Origin of the sequence: Hymenobacter actinosclerus, from assembly GCF_900111515.1 — a bacterium.
GTDB lineage: Bacteria > Bacteroidota > Bacteroidia > Cytophagales > Hymenobacteraceae > Hymenobacter > Hymenobacter actinosclerus.
The window spans coordinates 533644-550557 of record NZ_FOHS01000002.1; the positions used below are offsets into that span (position 1 = coordinate 533644).

15 protein-coding genes are annotated in these 16914 nt (G+C 63.3%); 10 read left to right on the forward strand and 5 right to left on the reverse strand.

Going from position 1 to position 16914, the window contains the following annotated elements:
- Positions 1 to 84 precede the first annotated feature (84 nt).
- The 6 genes from BMY67_RS19320 (at position 85) to BMY67_RS08675 (ending at position 7317) form a co-directional block, all read left to right on the forward strand.
- The gene (locus BMY67_RS19320) at positions 85 to 222 is read left to right on the forward strand and encodes a hypothetical protein (protein WP_177189753.1); all 138 of its coding nucleotides are present in this window, start codon (positions 85 to 87) and stop codon (positions 220 to 222) included.
- A gap of 265 nt (positions 223 to 487) precedes the next feature.
- Complete coding sequence (locus BMY67_RS08655; protein WP_092771633.1) at positions 488 to 1129, forward strand: BamJ family beta-barrel-assembly machinery protein; 642 nt, start codon at positions 488 to 490, stop codon at positions 1127 to 1129.
- A gap of 62 nt (positions 1130 to 1191) precedes the next feature.
- On the forward strand, positions 1192 to 1884 hold the full coding sequence (locus BMY67_RS08660; RefSeq protein WP_092770508.1) for a hypothetical protein: 693 nt from the start codon (positions 1192 to 1194) through the stop codon (positions 1882 to 1884).
- A gap of 130 nt (positions 1885 to 2014) precedes the next feature.
- Positions 2015 to 3949, forward strand: a complete 1935-nt coding sequence (locus BMY67_RS08665; RefSeq protein WP_092770510.1) for a KUP/HAK/KT family potassium transporter — start codon at positions 2015 to 2017, stop codon at positions 3947 to 3949.
- A gap of 224 nt (positions 3950 to 4173) precedes the next feature.
- Positions 4174 to 5535 carry an IS4 family transposase gene (locus BMY67_RS08670; protein WP_177189754.1) on the forward strand — a complete coding sequence of 454 codons (1362 nt, stop codon included), beginning with the start codon at positions 4174 to 4176 and terminating at the stop codon, positions 5533 to 5535.
- Positions 5536 to 5721: 186 nt separating this feature from the next.
- Positions 5722 to 7317, forward strand: a complete 1596-nt coding sequence (locus BMY67_RS08675; RefSeq protein ID WP_092770514.1) for a S8 family peptidase — start codon at positions 5722 to 5724, stop codon at positions 7315 to 7317.
- A gap of 122 nt (positions 7318 to 7439) precedes the next feature.
- On the opposite strand, the gene BMY67_RS08680 is transcribed toward BMY67_RS08675, so the two are convergent.
- Entirely contained in the window at positions 7440 to 9251 is a 1812-nt protein-coding gene (locus tag BMY67_RS08680; protein ID WP_092770516.1) for a M61 family metallopeptidase, read from the reverse strand.
- Positions 9252 to 9471: 220 nt separating this feature from the next.
- On the opposite strand from BMY67_RS08680, the gene BMY67_RS08685 reads away from it, so the two are divergent.
- The 3 genes from BMY67_RS08685 (at position 9472) to BMY67_RS08695 (ending at position 12100) form a co-directional block, all read left to right on the forward strand.
- Positions 9472 to 10134, forward strand: a complete 663-nt coding sequence (locus BMY67_RS08685; protein ID WP_092770518.1) for a C40 family peptidase — start codon at positions 9472 to 9474, stop codon at positions 10132 to 10134.
- 728 nt (positions 10135 to 10862) lie between these two features.
- Complete coding sequence (locus BMY67_RS08690; RefSeq protein ID WP_092770520.1) at positions 10863 to 11300, forward strand: DUF2147 domain-containing protein; 438 nt, start codon at positions 10863 to 10865, stop codon at positions 11298 to 11300.
- A 161-nt stretch (positions 11301 to 11461) separates the two neighbouring features.
- Positions 11462 to 12100 carry a hypothetical protein gene (locus tag BMY67_RS08695; RefSeq protein ID WP_092770522.1) on the forward strand — a complete coding sequence of 213 codons (639 nt, stop codon included), beginning with the start codon at positions 11462 to 11464 and terminating at the stop codon, positions 12098 to 12100.
- A gap of 93 nt (positions 12101 to 12193) precedes the next feature.
- Here BMY67_RS08695 and BMY67_RS08700 read toward each other — a convergent pair whose 3' ends face one another.
- The 4 genes from BMY67_RS08700 to BMY67_RS08715 form a co-directional block, all read right to left on the reverse strand.
- Positions 12194 to 14212, reverse strand: a complete 2019-nt coding sequence (locus BMY67_RS08700; RefSeq protein WP_092770524.1) for a M1 family metallopeptidase — start codon at positions 14210 to 14212, stop codon at positions 12194 to 12196.
- A 217-nt stretch (positions 14213 to 14429) separates the two neighbouring features.
- Positions 14430 to 15074, reverse strand: a complete 645-nt coding sequence (locus BMY67_RS08705) for a cytochrome c oxidase subunit 3 (protein ID WP_092771635.1) — start codon at positions 15072 to 15074, stop codon at positions 14430 to 14432.
- A gap of 169 nt (positions 15075 to 15243) precedes the next feature.
- Positions 15244 to 15591: a hypothetical protein gene (locus tag BMY67_RS08710; protein ID WP_092770526.1), complete on the reverse strand. Its 348-nt coding sequence runs from the start codon at positions 15589 to 15591 to the stop codon at positions 15244 to 15246.
- Positions 15584 to 15829 carry a hypothetical protein gene (locus BMY67_RS08715; protein ID WP_092770528.1) on the reverse strand — a complete coding sequence of 82 codons (246 nt, stop codon included), beginning with the start codon at positions 15827 to 15829 and terminating at the stop codon, positions 15584 to 15586. The genes BMY67_RS08710 and BMY67_RS08715 overlap by 8 nt, the downstream gene beginning before the upstream one ends.
- 251 nt (positions 15830 to 16080) lie before the next feature.
- Here BMY67_RS08715 and BMY67_RS08720 point away from each other — a divergent pair, with 251 nt between their 5' ends.
- On the forward strand, positions 16081 to 16890 hold the full coding sequence (locus tag BMY67_RS08720) for a TapB family protein (RefSeq protein WP_092770530.1): 810 nt from the start codon (positions 16081 to 16083) through the stop codon (positions 16888 to 16890).
- Positions 16891 to 16914 lie beyond the last annotated feature (24 nt).

The window sequence follows — 16914 nt, forward strand, 5'->3', positions numbered from 1 at the left end:
TTAGGCTTGCATAACACTTTACTGAACTTTGCGTAGTACCTTTGCAGCCAATCAGCTGATTGACACTTATCTAATCACAGTACCATGAAAAAGAGCACCGCCACCTTTTCGTCGCTGCTGCTGCTGGGCAGCTTCGGTTCCTTCCGCTTCCTGGCCGCCCAAATGCGCGACCTGAGCCTGCACTTCGACCTGCGCGACGAGGAAGAGCTGCACTTCTGCTAAGCTTCCATCGTCCCTTACTTTACCGCAAGCCCCGCCCCTCCGGCGGGGCTTGCGTGTTTTAGGGGCTTAGAAACCGGGCTTCATTTTCAACGCCTTAGCCGCGGGGTCAGAAAAAACAACATCCATTCGCGGCGGTTTTCGGTACTTCACAGTAGCATCGGCCCGTGCGGGCCGCGCACCTATTATTCACCAGTTGATTTTCAAAACCGATGCTGCCGTAAAAAAATCAGCGGCATCAGCGGAAAATCAGCGCAAATCAGTGATTATGGATTTGAATGGCTTGAAAGAGCAAATCAGCTACATCATTGGCCGCGACATGGCCAACAACTTCTCCCAGCAGGGCCTCGACCTCGACATCGATATCTTTGCCCAGGCAATGAAGGAGGCCCTTACCAACGAGCCCAGCCGCCTCACGCCCGAGCAGATGCAGAGCGCCATGCAGCAGCTTCAGGAGCAGCTCGGCGGCGGCATGGAAGACGACAACGACGACGACAACCAAAACTCCAGCGATATGGGTAACAGCAAAGCCGAAGGCGAAGCCTTCCTGCAGGAAAACACCAACAAGGCCGGCGTAACCACCCTGCCCAGCGGCCTGCAGTACGAGGTCATCACCGAAGGCAACGGCCCGAAACCCGGCCCCGGCTCGTCGGTTACCACGCACTACCACGGCACGCTGCTCAACGGCACGGTGTTCGACAGCTCGTACCAGCGCGGCCAGCCCGCCACGTTCGGCGTAAACCAGGTAATTGCCGGCTGGACAGAAGCGCTGCAGCTGATGCCCGAGGGCTCGAAGTGGCGCCTCTACATTCCCTCCGACCTGGCCTACGGCAAGCGCGGCGCCGGCCGCGACATCGGCCCCGACACCACGCTCATCTTCGACGTGGAGCTGCTGAAGGTGAACAAGTAATGGGGGCGGCGATGAAATGACGTTCTTGTCGCTTCATCGTATACCCCTGCCAAAACCAACCCATGCAAGCCCCGCTGCCTCCCCTGCGTCACGTTCCGCCCTCCTGGGTGCGAACCAGTACGGGCGGCGGCGGGGCTTTTGCGGCCCCGAACCCCGGGCCCGGGCCTGAGCCGGCGGCCACCCCCGCCCCGGTCGAGGCCGAAGTACCGGTGGCGGCCGAGTTCGTTTCTGAAGCTGCCGAGCCGCTGTTGCCCCCGCCGCCGCCGCCCGAAATTTTTGATACCCTGCGGAGCGAGGATGGCCGGCTGGCCCTCACCAACGACCGCCTGGAGCTGCAGGACGAGCAGTTTGCCTGGCGCGAGCTGGAGGGTGTGGATGTGCAGCCGGTGCGCTGGCTGCTGGGCGTGCTGCTGGGCGCGTTCGGGTTCTGCGGCTTCCTGCTGGCTTACCTGCAGTTCTGGCTGAAAACGGCTCCGACGGTGCTGGGGCTCGGGCTGGGCCTGGCGCTGCTGGCCTGGGGCCTGCGCGGCACCAACCGCTGGCGCGTACACCTGCCGGGCCGGCAAACCCGTTATTTCTCCCTCGGTGGCCCCGCCCGCGGCTGGCAGGCGCTGGCCCGGGAGGCCAACCGCCGCATCGGGCAGCGCCACCACGAAACGGCCACGGCTGCCGGCTACTGGTACCAGCAGGCCGCCTTGATGGCCCCTGCTGACGCTACCGAAAAAGAACAACCCGACGCTCCTCCACCAGCCTAATCAACCGGCTGCGGCCGCACGTGTGCGGCCGTTTTGCATGTGCGCCCCGGCCGCCGGGCCGTCAATTCAGGGGGGGGCTGTTACCTTCGGCCCCGCTTCTTGCCATTTGCCCTCTTCTACCAGTTTCTATATGGACGCTAAAAACCAGCATTCAGCCATTTCTACGGCCGGTTTGCTTATTGCCCTGGGTATCATTTACGGCGACATTGGCACCTCCCCGCTCTACGTAATGAAGGCCATTGTGCCGGGTCAGATTGACCCGCTGCTCGTGTACGGCGGCATTTCCTGCGTTATCTGGACGCTCACGCTCCAGACCACCGTTAAGTACGTGCTGCTCACGCTCAATGCCGATAACAACGGCGAGGGCGGCATTTTCTCGCTCTACGCTTTGGTGCGCCGCCGTGGGGCCTGGCTGTCGGCGGTGGCCATTATCGGGGGCGCGGCCCTGCTGGCCGACGGCGTGATTACGCCGCCCATTTCGGTATCGTCGGCCATTGAGGGGCTCGAAACGCTGTATCCGGGTATCCCGACGGTGCCCATCGTCATCGGCATTATTGCGGGGCTGTTTCTGCTCCAGAGCTTCGGCACCCAGATTGTGGGCAAGGCCTTCGGACCGATTATGTTCGTGTGGTTTGGCATGCTGGGCGTGCTGGGCGTGAACGGCGTGATGCACCATCCCGAAATCCTGAAGGCGTTCAACCCTTATTACGCCTATAACCTGCTGGTAAACTACCCCGGCGGCTTCTGGCTGCTGGGCGCCGTGTTTCTGTGCACCACCGGAGCCGAGGCGCTGTACTCCGACCTGGGCCACTGCGGCAAGGGCAACATCCGCATCAGCTGGGTATTCGTTAAGAGTTGCCTGGTGCTCAACTACCTGGGCCAGGGCGGCTGGCTGATGTCGCAGCAGGGCCAGCAGCTGGCGGGCCGCAACCCGTTCTATGAGCTCATGCCCGAGTGGTTTCTGCTCATTGGTATCTGCGTGGCTACGCTGGCGGCCGTTATTGCCTCCCAGGCCCTCATTACGGGCTCGTTTACGCTCGTGGCCGAGGCCATCCGCCTCAATATGTGGCCCAAAGTGAAGCTCAACTACCCCACCGACGTGAAGGGCCAGCTGTTCGTGCCCAGCATGAACCGGCTGCTGCTGCTGGGCTGCATCGGGGTGGTGCTGTACTTCCGGCGCTCCGAGAACATGGAGGCGGCCTACGGCCTGGCCATCACCCTCACCATGCTCATGACCACGATTCTGCTGAGCCAGTGGCTGCGCTCGAAGCGGGTGCCGCTGGCCGTAATCGGGCTGTTTGTGCTGGTGTACGGCACCATTGAGGGCTCGTTTCTGGTGGCCAACCTCATCAAGTTCCCGCACGGCGGCTGGGTGTCGCTGCTGATTGGCGGAATCCTGGTGAGCGTGATGTACGTGTGGCTGCGCGCCTACTACATCAAGCGCCGCCTCACCGAGTTCGTCAAGATTGACCCCTACATCGAACCGCTCAAGGAGCTGAGCGCCGACGAGTCCATCTCGAAATACGCCACCCACCTCGTGTTCCTGACCTCGGCCGAGCGGCCGTCGGAAATCGAGTCGAAAATCATCTATTCCATCTTCCAGAAGCGCCCCAAGCGGGCCGATATCTACTGGTTTGTGCACGTCGATACCACCGACGAGCCCTATACCATGGAATACAAGGTGACTGAGCTGGCCCCCGACGACGCCTTCCGCATCACGTTCCGGCTGGGCTTCCGGGTCGAGCAGAAAATCAACCTCTATTTCCGCAAGGTGATTGAGGAACTGGTGCGCAACAAGGAAGTGGACATTACCTCCCGCTACGAGTCGCTGAGCAAGCAGCACGTGACGGGCGACTTCCGCTTCGTGGTGATGGAAAAGTACCTCTCGGTGGAAAACGACTTCCCTACCGTGGAGAAAATTGTGATGCAGGCCTACTTCTACATCAAGCAGTTTATTGCCTCCGAAGACAAGTACTTCGGCCTCGATACCAGCTCGGTGAAAGTGGAGAAAGTGCCCCTCGTGATTTCGCCCGTCCGCGAGGTGGCCCTGGAACGCACGTTTTAAGTTGCCCGACTCCGGATGGTTATTACATAAGTGAAGCCCCGCTGCCCGGCAGCTTGTCCTTACCCAAAACTTAGAAAGCGCCGGCCGGTAGGTTGGCGCTTTTTTGGCGCTTGGCCGTAGCTTTCGAGCATGAGCATTTCCGACACCTTCGGGCAAGCGCAGCAGTGGGCGCAAACGCATTTTGGGGGCGTGGCCCTGGGCCACGCCTGCCGTAACGCCGGGTGGTGCGCTTGGCCGCCGGCTGGGTGCGCGAGCCGGGGGCGAGCATTCCGCGCCTGAGCCAAGGTAACGCCTACGCCAGCAAGGCGGCCTACCAGCTGCTGGGCCATGCACAGAGCACGCCCGACGCGCTGCAAGCGCCTCATCGCCGGCACGTGGCCCAGCAGCTGCAGGCCCCCGGCAGCTACCTGCTCATCGAAGACACGACGGAACTGAGCTGGCCCGAGGCGCTGGAGCGCCGTGCGGGCCTGGGCCCCGTCGGGCAGGGCAAGGCCACGAGCCAGGGCGTGCTGCTACACTCGCTCGTGGCCGCCGCCTGGCCGGCCCAGGACCCTGACCCGGCCGCCAAACGGCCGGCCCTGCCGCTGCTGGGCCTTTTAGATCAGCAGTATCACGTGCGCCAGCCCGTGCCCGCGGCCGAGCAAGCGGCCCCACAAAAGGGCTCGCGCCTGCGCAAAAGCCGGGCGCGCGAGTCGGCGCTGTGGAGCCAGAGCCTACGGGCCGTGGGCCGCCCCCCGGTGGGCACGCGCTGGGTGGTGGTGGCCGACCGTGGGGCCGACATCTACGAGCATTTGCAACAGTGCCAGGCGCAGGGTCTGGGCTTTGTGGTGCGCGCCGCCCAGGACCGGGCCCTGGTGGCGGGGCCCGCCAAAACGCCGGCGGGCCGCCTCTTCGAGCAGGCCCGTGCCCAGCCCAGCGCCGGCCGCTTTTCGCTGGCCCTGCGCGGGCGGCCACGCCAGCCGGCCCGCGAGCTGATGCTACAGGTAAGTTTCAGTCCGCCACTGGCTTTACGGGCCCCACAACGGCCGGGCGGAGCCACGGGCAAGGGCGACCCCGTGCCCGCTAGCGTGGTACGGGTGTGGGAAGAAACGGGCCCCGACGCAGCCCCCGGCCTGGAATGGCTGCTGCTCTGCGACCAGCCCGTCACCCACTTGGCCCAGGCCCTGGCTTGTGTGCGCCAGTACACGAGTCGCTGGCTGATAGAGGATTTCCACAAGGCCCTCAAGACGGGCATGCGCGTCGAGCAACTCCAGTTGCAGACTGCTGCCCGGCTCTTTGCCGCCGCCGCCTTGCTGAGTGTGGTAGCGCTGGCGCTGGTGGACCTGCGCGAGAAAAGCCGGCTCGAACCCGACTTGCCGGCCGAGACGGCGGGGCTCACGCCGACCGAGTTACGGGTGTTGCGCCACCACAGCCGCCGGCCCGTGGACACGGTGCGGGCTGTGTATCTGGCCCTGGCCGCGCTGGGCGGACACCTGGGCCGCACGGGCGATGGCCCACCGGGCTGGCAAACGCTGTGGCTGGGGCGGCGCAGCTTACGCTTGCTGGTCGAAGGAGTGCTGCTGGCCGCGCAACTACCTGACGAGTAAACACTAAAAAACGCCGACCTACCGGCCGGCGCTTTCTAGGTTTTGGGTAAGGACAAGGTTGCCAGTTGGCAGCCGGGGCTTTTTTGTGGCCGCCAATCAGCTGCTCCACGGCCCGGCTATTGGATATGCGTGAAATTCTATGTTGCTTATACCCTTGTTCTTCCCTTCACCACAACCCACCATCCTATGCGCAGATTTACCCTCGCGCCGGCCGCCTTACTGGCGCTGGCCTTCGCCAGCTGTCAGGTTGATAATGACCGCCTGGCCAGCCCCCTGCCCGACCCCAAAGTGGCCCTGACCAGCGCGCAGCTCGACGAGCACATTTTCAGCACCCTGCGCCAGCGCGGCGAGTTCGACTGGAACGCCGCCCCGGCCCACACCGTCTGGAGCGCCCTGGAGCAGTCCGACCATGTGCTGTCGGTGGGCTACCAGCCCACCGGCGGCCAGGCAGGAGCCACCCTACCCGACGATGCGCGCCAGCTGCCCGCCTGGCAGCAGGCCCGCGAGCAGGTACTGGCCCTGATTCTGGCTGAAGAACAGAAAGCCAATCCGGGCCTGACCGCCGACAAGCTGCGCGTGTTCGAGGCCAACTCCCTGCCGGTGCTCACGGTAACGGTGCGCCAACTGCGTACCATTCAGGCCCTGCGCGCCTCCGGCCTGGTGCGCTACGCCGAGCCCATGGGCTACGAGCCCAACGGCCAGCGTCCCGTAACCGACGGGGCCAATTCCGAGCCGGGCACGGCCAACCGCAGCGGCCTGCTCAGCAGCGGCTGCGGCAACAACACGGCCACCGCCGGCCTCACGGCCGGCCCCGACTATACGGTGCTATCCGGCGGCGCCAAGTCGTCGTGGAATCAGCAGGACCAGTACCACGGCATTCGGGCGGCCTGGAGCCAGAGCACCGGCCAGGGCCAGAAGATTCTCATCATTGACACGGGCGCCTCGGGCGAGCAGGAGAACCTGGGCTCAGCCTTCAACCAGGGCCAGAGCAGTGGCCGCACCGTGGAGCGCCTGGTTACGTACCCGCGCGCCACCATTTTCGGCATCCCTTACGGCGACACCGAAACGCCCGACGACGCGTGTGGCCACGGCACCAGCATGGCGGGCGCCGCGGCTGCCCCCCGGGGCACCGACGGCGCCGCCGTAGGCGTGGCTTACAACGCCAATCTGATAGTAGTGCGCGCCGCCACCGACGTGTTTCTGGACGCCAGCCGCGAGGTGCAGGGCGTTACCGACGCCTACCTGCTGGCCGCCAACCGCGCCGATGTGCGCATCATCAGCATGAGCATGGGCCGGCTCACGTCGTCGGGCCAGATGCGCGACGCCATCCGCTACGCTTCCGACAAGGGCAAGCTTATTTTCTGCGCCGCCGGTACGTCGTTCGATTGGTCGGCCGGCTGGGTGGGCGTCATCTACCCCGCCTCGCTGCCCGAAGCCGTGGCCGTAACCGGCATGAAGGACGACCTGAAAACGCGCTGCGACGAGTGCCACACCGGCGCAGCCGTGGAGTTCACGGTAGTTATGCAGCGGACGGCCAACGACCGGCGGCCCCTCACGCTGGCCATGAGCGGCGACGCGCCCAGCACCGTGGGCGGCTCGTCGGTAGCCACGGCCAGCATGGCCGGCATGGCCGCCGTGGTGTGGGCCCGCTACCCCACCGAAACCAGCACCCAGATTCTGGCCCGCCTGGTGGCAGCCAGCTCCAACCGCAGCCGCCGCGACGCCAGCTTCGGCTGGGGCCGCGTGAACGTGGCCACCGCCGTGGGCGCCCCGGCGCTGTAGCGGTTCTACCCAACCAGCCCTACCACCTCCCACAAAAACGCCCCCACCGGAATCCGGCGGGGGCGTTTTGCTTTCAAACATGAAAGCTAACAGCCAACAGCTATAAGCTAACGGCTGAAAATCTAGCTGCGCACCGGCAGCCACTTATCAAACACGCGCTGCTGCTCGGCCGTGGGGTTGGGCTGGCGCTCGATGCGGTAGCGGCGGGCGGCGCTGGCCAGTAGCGGGATGCTCAGCTCCTGCACCCGGCCCTCGCGGGTGACGAGCACCTTGATGGTCGAGCCCACGGCCCGGCCGGCCAGCAGCTTGTTCAGGTCGTCGGTTACGCGCACGCCGTCGAGGCTCAAGATTTCGTCGCCCACGTTCAGGCCACCCTGCCAGGCGCTGCCGTCGCGCGTTACACCGGCCACTGTCTGGCGGCCCCCGGCGGGGCTGATGCGGGCGCCCAGGTCGGCCTCGGTGGCCGGCGTGGGCGTGATGCTCAGGCGCAGGCCGGCGTAGCCCAGGGCCTGCTCGTAGGGCAGCATTTCGGTGCCGTACACGTGTTTGGCGAAGAACTCATCGAAGCGCTGGCCGGCTATTTTGGCCACGGCATCCTGGTACTCCTGGTCGGTAAAGCCGCGGCCCTGCTTGAGGTAGTACTGGTCGTAGAGGTAGCGCATCACGTCGTCGAGGCGCTTTTCGCCTTTCGTGGCGTTGATTACCATCAGATCCAGCGTGGCCAGAATCACCTCGCCCTTGTCGTAGTAGCTGATGGCGGTGTTGCCCGAGTTTTCGTTGGGCCGGTACTGCTTGATCCAGGCATCGAAGCTGGCGTCGGCGGCCGACTGCACCTTGTTGCCGGGCGTGTTCTCGACCCGGTTGATGCCGTTGCTCAAATCGCCCAGATACTGGTCGGGGGTGAGGAAACCGGCCCGCTGCACAATCAGGTTGGAGAAGTACTCGGTGCCGCCCTCGCTCAGCCAGAGCATACGGGTGTAGTTTTCCTTGTCGTAATCAAACGGCCCCAGCGCCACCGGCCGGATGCGCTTCACGTTCCAGAGGTGGAAATACTCGTGCGCCACCAGCCCCAGGTAGCCCTTCCAGCCCGCCTCGGTGGCGTAGGCGTTGCGCGAAACCGACAGCGTGGTAGAAAACAGGTGCTCCAGGCCGCCGGTGCCCCGATCAATGTTGTGCACAATGAATACGTAACGGTCCAGCGGGTTGCGGTCGACTACTTTGTGGGCCTCCTCGCACACGCGCTGCATGTCGCGGGTCAGGCGCTGCTCGTCCACTACCGGGTCGCCGTACATGGCCACCGTGTGGGGCGTGCCGTTGGCGGTGAAGGTGTAGATTTTCTGGTTGCCGATTTCAATGGGCGAGTCGGCCAGCTCGTCGTAGTTGCTGCTGCGGTACGTGAACGTGCCGCCTGCGGGCTTGAGGCTGGTGCTTACCTGGCTCCAGCCGGCGGCGGGCTTCACTTCCAGCTGGCTGGGCAGCTGCTTGTTTTCGGCTGGGTACATGAACACGCTCGTGCCGTTCACGTAGCCGTGCGAGGCGTCGATGAAGCTCGTGCGCACGCTCAGCTCGTAGGCGTACACCTTGTAGCGCACCGCGAAGTTGCGGGCCTTGGGGTGGTAGATGCGCCAAGTGTTCTTGTCCATCTTTTCGGTGCGCAGCGGCTGATTGCCGGCGGTGGCGCCGAAGTCCTCCACGTTGCGCTCGAACTCCCGGATCAGGTAGGAACCGGGGGCCCAGACGGGCATTTTTACGTCGGTGTAGGCTTTGTTGAAGCCGTCGAGGTTCATCTCGACCTCAAAATAATGGGTTTGCGGGGCCGGCATGGCCAGCGTGTAGCGCAGCGTGGGCGCGGCCAGGGCCGCCGGGGCCGCGTGGCCCAGCAGCACACCCAGGGCCGCCACCGCCAGGCGGCGGTGAGGAGCAGTCAGGAGCATTCAGAGTGAAAAAAGGGTGGGCGAACAGTTAACTCCAGCCCCGCAGGCTGGTTGGGCAAAGAACGGGGAAAACCCCGAAAAGCTGCAACCGCTCATCAATCGTCCCGACTTTTGCGCGCCGAACCGGCCTTTTGCCGGCCGCTTGTAACCGCCACGGCCCGCCGGCCGGAACCTGCACCGTAGCCCGGCCGTTAAGCAGGCACTACTTCACATTTACCCCATGCGCTACGTCTGGTCGGTTTTTCTGCTGCTGATTGCCCTGCTGGTAGGCCGGGCGGCGTGGGTGCGGCTGCGGGCCCCGGCACCCCCCACCCGGACAACTGAAGTGGCGCTGCTCACCCCAACCCGCCCAACGGCCTACCGAACCACGGCTCCGCCTGCCCGGCGGCCCCGTGTGGGCGTATCCACGGCATCATCCGCGGCCCGGCACGAGCCCGCTCCTCAACCCACCCCAGTGCCCGGCCTGGGGGCGGCGGCGCCGACCAGCAAAGCCGACAGCATCGTGGCCTTTGCCCTGCGCCAGCTGGGCACGCCCTACGTCTACGCCGGCGTTTCGCCCAAACTCGGCTTCGACTGTTCGGGCTTCGTTATGTACGTGTTTGCCCGCTACGGCGTGCCCACGCCCCACTCTACGGCCATGCTCATTGATGTGGGCCGGCCAGTGGCCCGCGCTACCGCCCGCCCCGGCGACATTGTAGTGTTTACCGGTACGGCCGCCACTTCTACCACGCCGGGCCACGCGGGCATTGTTATCAGCGCCCCCGGCGAGCCCATTCGGTTCGTGCACGCCTCCTCGGCCCGCCGCGAGTCGGGCGTCAAAATCAGCCAGGTAGAAGGGACCGACTATGAGCGCCGCTTCATGCAGGTGCGGCGGGTGCTTTGAGGTGAGCTGTTGAGTGGTGAGATGGTGAGTTTGACGTTCCAGGGGCCTAACGGTGCGGTTTGCTAATCAGGCCCCTGGAACGTCAAACTCACCATCTCACCACTCACCAGCTCACCTTAAACGCAGCGATGCCCGGTTGCCTGTGCAGACCTCCTTATCGAGGCTGCTGGGCAAACCGGGCATCTAATCCTTCAAATCTTACCAAGCGACTGAGCTGGGGTACAGCTCCGTCATCTAATTGTAAGACCTTGCCAGAATGCGGGAACCCGCCCTGAAGGGCTAACAGGATTCCGCGCGAAAGCTGTTGTTAAGCGCGTCCGGCGGTGAAGCGGACTACATTCGACAGGCTTGGCAGGATTTGGTTGGGACTACTAGACATTTTGTACCTCCTTTCTTTAGATCCGACATAACCCCTGCTTCGCTACCCAGCACCTTAGGGTGGCCCGGCGGGGGCTGTAGCACTCGCTACGCATGGTAAAGTTAAACGCTAAGGGGTTGGTTCAAAATAAAAACAGCTTTTTTTACCGTGCAAACCCAATATTTATTCCATCTCCCTGACTTTCACAGGCTTTTAACCTCTAAAAACTTTCGACCAACTGGCCTGGGCGGATTCTGGCCTCATACTTGCAATCCCCGGTGCGAAGCTAAAACCGGGCGAAGTAGCTTATTCAGCCGGATTTAGTTATCTTTTCCCACGAATCAACTCCCACTTCTCCATCACCAATTCCATGAAAAAATTTGTTCTGTTAAGCATCGTCTTCCTCTTCGGCCTGCTTGGGTCGGCTTCGGCTCAGACCCTGTCGCCGCTGGGCGTGTGGACCAATGCCGAGAAGAAGGCCACCTTCGAGATTTACAAGTGCGGCACCAAGCTCTGCGGTAAAATTGTGTCGCTGACCGTGCCCAACGATGCGGCCGGCAAGCCCAAAACCGACACCCAGAACCCCGACCCCAAGCAGCGCAGCCGCCCCCGCCTGGGCATGGTGTTCATGAACGGCTTCGAATACGATGAGGGCAATAAGTGGGATGATGGCAAAATCTACGACCCGGAGACGGGCAAAACCTACTCCTGCTACATGAAAATGCTGAATGCCAACACCATGGAAGTAAAAGGCTACATCGGCTTCTCGCTCATCGGCAAGTCGCAGACCTGGACCCGGGTTAAATAGGGTACCCAGGCCCACTGGCTTCGGCGGGGTTTCCGGCAACGGGAACCCCGCTTTTTTGGGCCCGAGGGGTGGTAATTGGCTCGTTGTTTGAATCGGGCCACGCGCCGGCCGGCAAACCATTTGCCGGGCCTGTGGTTACCCCTGAAACTCTACCACCTATTTTGCTCGACCTGCTCAAACAGCTTTTTACCGGCTCCATGCCCGATTCGGGCGAGTGGCGGCCGCTGCACCGTACCCCGGCGCAGGAGCGGCTCCGGCAGCAGTGGCTAAGCCAGCAGGTGTACCTCAACTGGGCCGGCCCCTACTTCAAGGCCTATCATTACCAGAAGGCCGGTTTGCCCGGGGCGCGGTTTCGGGTGCAGCTGGCCCGCAAGGAAGGCCAGCGCGGGGCCGTGTTCCTGTACGACCCCAGCATGGGACCGGGCAACTTCCAGCACTTCTTCGACTTTATCCGCGACCGGGTGCTGGCGCTGGGCTACCAGTTGGGCGCCGCCGACCAGCGCACCCTGCACCACGAGCGTTACGCCGAAACCACCCAGAAATATTTCCTCAAGCCCCAGCCCCAGGACTGCGCCGCTACCGGCCGCTGCAACCAGCGCTTCGGCAACGTCACCGTCGATTTGGTGAGCGTTAATGGGCAGCCCGGCTTCATCCGGCTCGCCAACGACCCGTTCGCCGACGCTATTTTCACGCCCGCCGCCAGTTTCGATGCGCTGGTGGACGCGGTTTTCAACCTGCCCCCTGCCCCACCCGAGGTAGAAGAGCTGATTGGCAATTACTGGAAAGCAGCCAAAAAATAAGAAGAAAAAAAATAAGAATCCGCAAATAAAAAGGCCGTTGAGTTTCTCCAATAAGGAGGCTCAACGGCCTTTTTACTTGCGAATTCCTGTTTGCTACTCCTGCTTCACGAACCGGGCACGGGCAACCGTCCCGTCGGGCCTGAGCAGGCGCAGGTGGTAGAGGCCGGGGGCGAGCAGGGCGGTTTGCAGCACGGGCCGGGCAGCAGGCACGGTCTGGCGCAGTACAATGCGGCCGGCGGCATCAGCTACCTCGGCCTGAACGTTTGAGCCGCTGAAATCGGCCAGACGCAGCTGCTCGCGGCAGGGGTTGGGATACACGCTCAGCTGAGCCAGGCGCGCCGTATTGGTGCCCGTGATGATGCCTGCGTCACGCACTACCGTGCCCGACCCGTTGAGCACCCATTGGTCGGGGTCGATTTCAATGCTGACCACCGCCCGCGATTCGCTTACAGACAACGTGCGCACGGGCTGCGTCTGGGCAAAGCGGACGGTGCGGGTACTGTTATCGGCAAAGGTCAGGCGGTAGTCGATATCGGTCTGGAAGAAAGGCGTAACTGCGGGCATCGAGGCCGTTTGGGTGCTCTGCAGGTACATCTGGCCGCCCGCCTGGTTCCAGCGCAGGGCAAACGTGGGGTAGCCTTCGCCCCGGAACCACTGGTCGAAGAAGTACTGCAACGACTGGCCGGCCTCGGCCTCGAAAAGCCGCTGCAGGTCGCGGGTGCGGGCCGTGCTGCCGCGGTAGGTGCTCTGGTAGGTGCGTAGCACCCGGAAGAATTTGGCGTCGTCGTTCAGCAGGTAGCGCAGCATGTGAATGACAGCAGCCCCCTTCTTATAGCTGAGCCGCGAGCTGAAGATGCGGTCCACGTTGCTGGTATCACTCACGAACAGGCTGCCGCCGGGCTGGCTCAGGGCCGAGTTGTGAGCCTGGTCGAGCCAGCTGCGGGCCGCGGTGGGCGTAGCAAACGCGTTCAGCGAGAGGTACTCGCCGTAGGAAGCGAAGCCCTCGTTGAGCCAGATGTCTTCCCAGGCCCCGCAGGTCACGTTGTCGCCGAACCACTGATGGAACAGCTCGTGGGCCGTAAGCGTGAAGTTGAAGCCGTCCTGGGTGGTCATGGTCTGGTGCTCCATGCCGCCACCAATGGGCGCCATGCTGTGCCCGTACTTCTCGTTGGCAAACGGGTAGAGGCCTACCAGGGCCGAGTAGTTTTCAATGAAGCCCGGCGTGCGGTCGATTTCGGTGCGGTAGAAATTGAGGGCGGCCTGGTTGTAAACGTAGTTGACGATGGGAATGCGCGGGCCGCCCACGGGGTTGGCGTAATTCACATACTCGAGGTAGGGGCCCACGGCCACCGAAATCAGGTAATAATCAATCGGGTGGCGCGATTTCCACTCGTAGCGCACCTGGTTGCCGGGCAGGCTGGTTACCCGCTCCAGCACGCCGTTGGAGCCAACCTTGTTGGTGGCGGCGGTCGTCACCCACACGTCGGTCGAGTCGGCTTTATCGGTGAGCGTCTGCTTGCAGGGCCACCACTCGTAGGCGTTGTAGGGCTCCGACAGGCTCCAGGTGGTACTCACGTTGTAGGTGCGTGCCACGGCCGTATTCAGGGCATTGCCAATGGCGGCGGCGTTGCCATTAGGAGCCGTACCGCGGTAAGTAATGCGGGCCTCAAAAAGCGTGTTGGCAGCCACGGGCTGCGCCAGGCCGGCCGTTACGTCGCCCAGGCCTTTGCGGCGCAGGCCGGTGTCGGCCCGCCCATCCACGACGACCGATTCGATGGTAAAGGTGTTGTAGAGCTCGAAAGCCAGCGAGTCGAGCGGCTGGCTACCGGTGCGGGCCCTGATGGTGACGGTGCCGCCCACGTCGCGGCTGGTGTTGCTGAGCCGGATATCGAGCTTGTAGTACTTCACGTCGTAGCCGGCCATTTTTTGGCGGTGGCTGAGGCTGGCGTAGGTGGGGCGGGCAGCGGCCCCGGTGTGTACGCGGGCGCAGGCATCGGCCGCCGAGCCATCGAGGTCAGCCGCAACAGGCCGGTAGGCGGGCAGCTGGGCCGTTGCCGACAGGCTGCCCGCCAGCAGGCCGCCCATAGTCAGCAGGAAAGTAGAAAGACGCATATAGTTGAAAAGGGTGGAAAAACGGATGCGGAGCCCAAGGTACGGCCCGGCAGCTCATAACCAGCACTTTGTACGTACTACCCGCCACGCATTTTTCGTCCCGGCCCCGGCACCCCGCAAAACGGGCAGCGGACGGCCCGGTGCCACAAAAAAACCGCCCCCGCTACCTGTGCAGGCAACGGGGGCGGTTTGTGGCTCAGCAGTGGGCCGGCGGCGCTTAGTACAGAAACAGAAACGCCGCGAACAGGGCAATCCAGAGGGCATCGATGAAGTGCCAGTAGATGGTGACCATGCGCAACTGAAGGCGACGGTAGGGGTTACGGATGAACACGAGCGTGCGCACGGCATCGGTGGAAGCGTAGTGGGTGCGTAGCAGCAGCACCAGCAAAAACAGCATGCCGCCCAGCAAATGCGCTACGTGCAGGGCCGAAAGCAGGTACACAAACGTGCCGCTGGCCATGCCATCGAAGTAGATGCCATGGGCCATCAGCTCGCGCCAGCCCAGCACCTGCAGGCCGGCAAAAACGCAGCTCAGCAGCAGCGTAGCCCCCAGGCAGCGGCGCAGGGTGGGCAGGTCGTCGTGGGCATAAATGCGGCTGGCCTGGGCAATAACGTAGCTGCTGGCCAGCAGCACAATGGTGCTGAGCGAAAAGAAGCGCGGCAGCCCGTACACCCCGCTCACCGCGTCGGCCCGGAAGTGCGTGAAAGCATAGGCCCCCACCAGCACCGCGAACAGCACCGTAATGCCGGCCAGGCCCACGTAAAGCATCATCAGCAGCGGCGGCACCCGCTCCATGCGCTGAAAGGCGGAAGGCGGGCGGTTGGAATCCACCTTTTTAGGAAAATTGTGGTCGGAGCTCATGAGCAGGAAAAACAGGCGGGCATACGCAGTGCAAACCAATCGGCGGGGCTTTGGTTCCGGTGGGCCAGCTGCAGGTGCCCGCCCGCCGGACCATTACCAGCGTACGCGAAGCAGCACTTTTTATCCGTACGTTTTTCGGGCCGGTTTTCCCGGTATGTTCCTCCTGTCCTTACAGCTTGCGAAAAAAGGAGCCGATTTTTCCGAACACCGCATTGATGGTGATTTTCGGACTATTTCCGGCCCCGAATGTGACGTGGGTTTTACCGGCCACCCGCAAATCGAGCACCAGGCCCAGCTGCCGGGCCAGGTTGTTGAGCTGCTGCAATGGGTCGGCGCCGGGTGGGCCTTTGGGCTTGGGCGGGGCGTGCGGGTCTTTGGGCGGGCCGGCCGTTATCTTGTCGAATACGCGCTGGCTGGGGAAGTTGATAATCAGGTAGCCGCCCGTGCCCGCTATCTGCACTTCGTCGCCATCGAGCGACACCACCAGCTGCGCCTCAATATCGAGGCCGCTAGCCAAGAGTACCGGAGCTGGAGTTAGCGTTGGCGGGCGGCAGGGCCCCGGAGGGTGGGTTTTCGCCCCGGGTGCGGATGCGCAGCGCCCCGTTGAGCCGCCAGGTGGTAGGGGTGCCGGGGTTTTGGGCGTTGGGTACCTGCAGCTCCATCTGGTCGAAGTTCAGGGCCAGCTCGACCCCGCCCGAAAGCTTGGAAAGCAGTGAAGCGGCTGTATCGGCCCAGGAAGTAGGTTGTTCAGGCATGATGTAAGGGGGATGGGTGAGATGTGATGGGGTGAAACCGGTTGTCATTCTGAGCATACTGCACTTAGAATGACAGTTCTTCGGCAACCGGCAACCCTGCAAACGCCGTTGCGGGGCCCAAGTTACATGTTTGGGCGGGCACGGCTTTTGCAATCGGGGTTGTGGGCCCGGCAAAATCCAAACGGGCCGGCCTGCGTATGCAGGGCAGGCGGCCGGTTTTGCCGGGTCGGTGTCTCATTTCGCTCCTCCCTATGTTCCCCACTTATTTCGTGGCCCTGGCCACCGGCCTGCTGGCCTCCACTGCCCTACAGGCCCAAACGCTTCCTACCGCCCAGGCCGCTACCCCGGCCGCCGACTGCCCCCACCCCTTCGGCCTGGCCGACAACACGGCCCGCACCTTTACGCTGCAGGACAGCCGGGGCAAAACCACGGGCTACGTGCACCAGCGCGTGGTGAGCCTGGGCACCGAGCAGAACAAGAAGAAGACCCAGACCACCAACACCGTGCTGCTCAAAAGCGGCGCCTACGACACTAAGGGCCGGCTGCTCTACCTGCGCGACCTGACCTTCCGCTGCCGCCAGGACACGGCCTTTACCGATGGCCTCGACCAGCTTAAACCGGCTCAGCTCAGCTCGTTCCAGGACCGGATTCTCACTTACTCCCCCACGCCTCTGGCCTGGCCCAACCAGCCAACCATCGGTTCAGAGCTGCCCGGGGGCGGCGTTTCGGTTGATGTACGCAGCTCGGCCGTGCACATTGCGCAGGTGTACTCCCATGTTGGCAAGCGCCGCGTAACGGGCCGGCAGACGGTTACAACGCCGGCCGGCACTTTCGAATGCTATAAGGTAGAAGGCGAACTGGAAACTGCCACCGTCGCCCGCGCCGACCTGAAGCTGGCCACTACGGTGCGCATAGTGGAATATTATGCCCCCACGGTGGGCCTGGTAAAGTCGGAGCTGTATGACAAGAAGGGCCGCCTGGACCAGGTACGGCTGCTGACGGGGCTGGACAAAACGGCAGGGGACGTGAAGCAGGAAAAGAATAAGAGCAAAAAGTCATAAATTCCGACTTTGTCACGCTTTTCT

Bases quoted from the DNA above. Each gene is read 5' to 3' on its own strand.
- BMY67_RS08700 (WP_092770524.1), bottom strand. From the start codon at position 14,212: ATGCGTCTTTCTACTTTCCTGCTGACTATGGGCGGCCTGCTGGCGGGC.
- BMY67_RS08660 (WP_092770508.1), top strand. From the start codon at position 1,192: ATGCAAGCCCCGCTGCCTCCCCTGCGTCACGTTCCGCCCTCCTGGGTG.
- BMY67_RS08665 (WP_092770510.1), top strand. From the start codon at position 2,015: ATGGACGCTAAAAACCAGCATTCAGCCATTTCTACGGCCGGTTTGCTT.
- BMY67_RS08720 (WP_092770530.1), top strand. From the start codon at position 16,081: ATGTTCCCCACTTATTTCGTGGCCCTGGCCACCGGCCTGCTGGCCTCC.
- BMY67_RS08690 (WP_092770520.1), top strand. From the start codon at position 10,863: ATGAAAAAATTTGTTCTGTTAAGCATCGTCTTCCTCTTCGGCCTGCTT.
- BMY67_RS08705 (WP_092771635.1), bottom strand. From the start codon at position 15,074: ATGAGCTCCGACCACAATTTTCCTAAAAAGGTGGATTCCAACCGCCCG.
- BMY67_RS08655 (WP_092771633.1), top strand. From the start codon at position 488: ATGGATTTGAATGGCTTGAAAGAGCAAATCAGCTACATCATTGGCCGC.
- BMY67_RS08675 (WP_092770514.1), top strand. From the start codon at position 5,722: ATGCGCAGATTTACCCTCGCGCCGGCCGCCTTACTGGCGCTGGCCTTC.
- BMY67_RS19320 (WP_177189753.1), top strand. From the start codon at position 85: ATGAAAAAGAGCACCGCCACCTTTTCGTCGCTGCTGCTGCTGGGCAGC.
- BMY67_RS08715 (WP_092770528.1), bottom strand. From the start codon at position 15,829: ATGCCTGAACAACCTACTTCCTGGGCCGATACAGCCGCTTCACTGCTT.
- BMY67_RS08680 (WP_092770516.1), bottom strand. From the start codon at position 9,251: ATGCTCCTGACTGCTCCTCACCGCCGCCTGGCGGTGGCGGCCCTGGGT.
- BMY67_RS08685 (WP_092770518.1), top strand. From the start codon at position 9,472: ATGCGCTACGTCTGGTCGGTTTTTCTGCTGCTGATTGCCCTGCTGGTA.